The 3,246-nt window shown below is 69.4% G+C and carries 4 protein-coding genes; 3 read left to right on the plus strand and 1 reads right to left on the minus strand.

Translation table 11 applies throughout. From position 1 onward, the window contains the following. Nucleotides 1–76 (plus strand): adenosylhomocysteinase (locus ABT342_RS37905; RefSeq protein WP_351584125.1); only part of this gene is annotated, 76 nt, incomplete at its 5' end. 91 nt (nt 77–167) lie between these two features. Beyond that, a complete protein-coding gene (locus ABT342_RS37910) occupies nt 168–782 on the plus strand; it encodes a hypothetical protein (RefSeq protein WP_351584116.1) in 615 nt (204 codons plus the stop codon). Nucleotides 783–805: 23 nt separating this feature from the next. Here the strand turns inward: ABT342_RS37910 and ABT342_RS37915 are convergent, their stop codons facing one another. Continuing rightward, nucleotides 806–1,735 (minus strand): RDD family protein, encoded by a 930-nt coding sequence (locus ABT342_RS37915; protein WP_351584119.1) that lies wholly within the window; start codon nt 1,733–1,735, stop codon nt 806–808. A 126-nt stretch (nt 1,736–1,861) separates the two neighbouring features. Between ABT342_RS37915 and ABT342_RS37920 the strand changes: the two genes are divergently transcribed. After that, nucleotides 1,862–2,869: a stage II sporulation protein M gene (locus ABT342_RS37920; protein WP_351584122.1), complete on the plus strand. Its 1,008-nt coding sequence runs from the start codon at nt 1,862–1,864 to the stop codon at nt 2,867–2,869. The last annotated feature ends 377 nt before the right edge of the window (nt 2,870–3,246 follow it).

The following is a 3,246-nucleotide window of genomic DNA, read 5'->3' on the forward strand; positions in this document are numbered from 1 at the left end:
GCTCCGCCCCGAGCAGGCCGCCTACATCGGCGTCGAGGTCGAGGGCCCGTACAAGCCCGACCACTACCGCTACTGACGCACCCCCGCAGGCCCCCCGTCCCCAGGGCGCGGGGGCCTGCGGCCGTCCCCGCCCTGGGGGCGCGAACGCATCGCAAGGACCCCGCCCCATGCCCCGCGGCCGCTATTCGCTCCATGATCCGCACGATCACACCCCCCTCGGTGAAGAGCACTTCCACTGCGCACCAGGCCCCTCCGGCTGGCGCTACGTCTCCCAGCTGACCACCCCCTCCGGAGACCACGCGGGCTCCGTCGATCTGGCCCTCGACGAGCTCGGCCGTCCCATCCGCCTCGAACTCCACGCCGCGAGCTGGCAGGTCCGTGGCGCCGCCCTCGACGGCGTCACCTGGGTCCGGACCGACCCCACCGGCACTCACGCCACCGAAGGCAATGTCCGCGCGCACGCCTTCACCGGCACTTCCCCCGCTTTCCTCATCGCAACGGCCCGACTGCTCCGCCTCGCCCCCGGCGCACCCGCGACCCGCGTCCGCCTCGTCGCCTTCACGGACCCCGTCCTCGCCCCGCGCACCGTCGACCAGTCCTGGGCCCTGATGAAGAGTGAAGCGCACGCCACTGACAATGGCCTGCTGACCGTGGACGAATACCAGGTCAGTGCCCTGGACACGGGCGAGCAGCACACGGTCCACATCTCCGGCGACGTGGTCCTCGCGGCCCCCGGCATCGAGCTCGAAGACCTCGAAACCCCACCCTCCGTCTTCCCCTGATCCACGCGGCGATCGACGCGGGGCTACGCGGGCGGCGCGAACCCCTTCGACGTCGGCACGCGATCCTCGCCCGCCCCACCGGCTGCCCCCGGCACAGGCGGCACAGGAGCTGAAGGAACGGCCCCCGGTGACGCCGGGGCCGTCACGGCCACAGACGCTGACGGGCCCTGCGCTGCCGGGGAGAGCGTCGCCGCTGTCGCTGTCGTCGCGACGTACGCACGCCGAGCATCCCGCGCCTGCCGTTCACTCACCACACCGGCCAGATACGCGGCAGCCGGCACTCCCTGCGGCACGGGCGTCCCGGTCCGGGCCACCAGATCACCGGTCAGCCGTTCCGCCAACGATCGGCTCACCTCCGGGTCGAGCTGACGCATGCGCGTCAGGTACTGCCGTACAGCCAGCCAGAGATCGTCCGGCACACCGGACAGATCCAGTTCCGCGAACCGCCCCACCAGCCATGGAGGCGGCGGAGGCACCGCCGTGGACCGCGCCGCCGGTACCCGCTCCCGTATGACCAGAGTCCCCGCGAACACATCGCCGATCCGCCGCCCTCGCGCCGACACCAGCGAAGCGATGCACGCGATCGCCCCGAACGTCATCAGGATCTCCACCACCCCGATCGACCCACGCACCAGCGCGTGCCGGAACCGGATCGGCCCCCCGTCGTCCCGGACCACCCTCAGCCCGCAGGCCAGCTTCCCCAGCGAACGACCATGGCTCAGCGTCTCCACGGCGATCGGCCCGCCCACCAGCACCAGCACGAACGCGGCGATCGACACCGCCATGACAGCCGCGTCGTCGAGCGCCGCCGTCGCGGCGAACAGGCCGAGGGACATCAGGAGATACACCGTCCACACCACGACGAGGTCGATCGCGATCGCGAGCGCCCGGCTGGGCAGCCTCGCCGGCCGAAGCCCCAGTACGACCGCGTCCCCCGTGACAACTCCGCTCACCAGCGCCCACCCCTCTCATCGGCTTTCATCGACCTTCCAGCCCCCTCAAGTCGCCAGTCTGCCAAGCTGAGCCGAAGTGCGCGCCGCAGTACGGACCCGGACCAGTGCCTGGAGCAGCAGTCGACCATGGACCTTGACGTCTTCGTGATGACCCACCGCGCGGAATGGGACCGCCTGGACTACCTCCTGCGCCGCGGACGCCATCTCACCGGCGCCGAGGCCGACGAACTCGTCGCCCTCTACCAGCGCACCGCGACCCATCTCTCCCTCATACAGTCGAGCGCGCCGGATCCCATGGTCACGGCCCGCCTCACCCAGCTCGTGGCCCGTGCCCGCGCCACGGTCACCGGCACCCGCCGCGCCTCGTGGCGCGACGCCGCCCGATTCCTGACCGTCGGGTTCCCCGCCGCGGTCTATCGCTCCCGCCACTGGTGGATTCCCACGGCCGTCCTCTCCACGCTCCTCGCAGTGATCATCGGCTGGTGGATCGGCACGCACCCCGAGATCCAGTCGGCCATCGCAGCCCCTGACGAGCTGCGCCGGCTCACTCGCCCCGGCGGCGAGTACGAGACGTACTACTCGAGCCACCCGGCGGCCTCCTTCGCAGCCCAGGTCTGGACGAACAACGCCCGAGCCGCCGCCATGTGCCTGGTCCTCGGTGCCTTCCTCTGCGTCCCGGTGCTCTGGATCCTCCTGCTCAACATGCTCAATCTCGGCGTCGGCATCGGCCTGATGTCCTCCGCCGGACGTCTCGACGTCTTCCTCGGCCTCGTCCTCCCGCACGGCCTGCTCGAGCTCACCGCCGTCTTCGTCGCGGCCGGCACCGGCCTCCGGCTCGGCTGGACCCTCATCGACCCGGGCCCTCAGTCCCGTCGCACAGCTCTCGCCCAGCAGGGCCGCGCAGCCATCGGAATGGCCATCGGACTCGCCCTGGTCCTCTTCATATCCGGGGTGATCGAAGGATTCGTGACCCCCTCCGGCCTGCCGACCTGGGCGCGCATCACCATTGGAATCGCCGCTGAACTGGCCTTCCTCGTGTACGTGTACGTCCTCGGCGGCCGGGCGTCCCGCGCGGGCGAGACGGGAGACATCGACGCCACGGACCGGAGCGCGGAGCTCCCGGTGGCCGCCTGATGTGCGACAGGCCCTGTGACCTGCTAGTCTTCTCTTCGCCCGCAAAGGCTGTTGACACAGTCGCAGCGGGGAGGTAGATTCTAACGGTTGCCTCGGACTGGACATGTTCGAGTGTCACGACTAGCATCTCTCTCGCTCCCACTGGAAATTGAGTTTCCATGGAGCCACTCGAATCCTTATCCGGATCACGAGGCCGATTAGATCGGCCGAAAAGACTCTGATAAAGTCGAGATCGCCGAAAGGCAAAAGGCCCTCCAACGGCCACCGGAAACTAAATCCGAACCGGAAACGGAACGGAAAAGAGTCTGGTAAGGTTGGAAACACCGAAGGGAAGCGCCCGGAGGAAAGCCCCAGAGAATGTTCTGCGGGTGAGTACG

This window comes from Streptomyces sp. NPDC000410 (assembly GCF_040300305.1).
GTDB lineage: Bacteria > Actinomycetota > Actinomycetes > Streptomycetales > Streptomycetaceae > Streptomyces.

Excerpts from the sequence above, each read along its gene's own strand:
- ABT342_RS37920 (WP_351584122.1), top strand. The coding sequence starts at position 1,862 with ATGGACCTTGACGTCTTCGTGATGACCCACCGCGCGGAATGGGACCGC.
- ABT342_RS37910 (WP_351584116.1), top strand. The coding sequence starts at position 168 with ATGCCCCGCGGCCGCTATTCGCTCCATGATCCGCACGATCACACCCCC.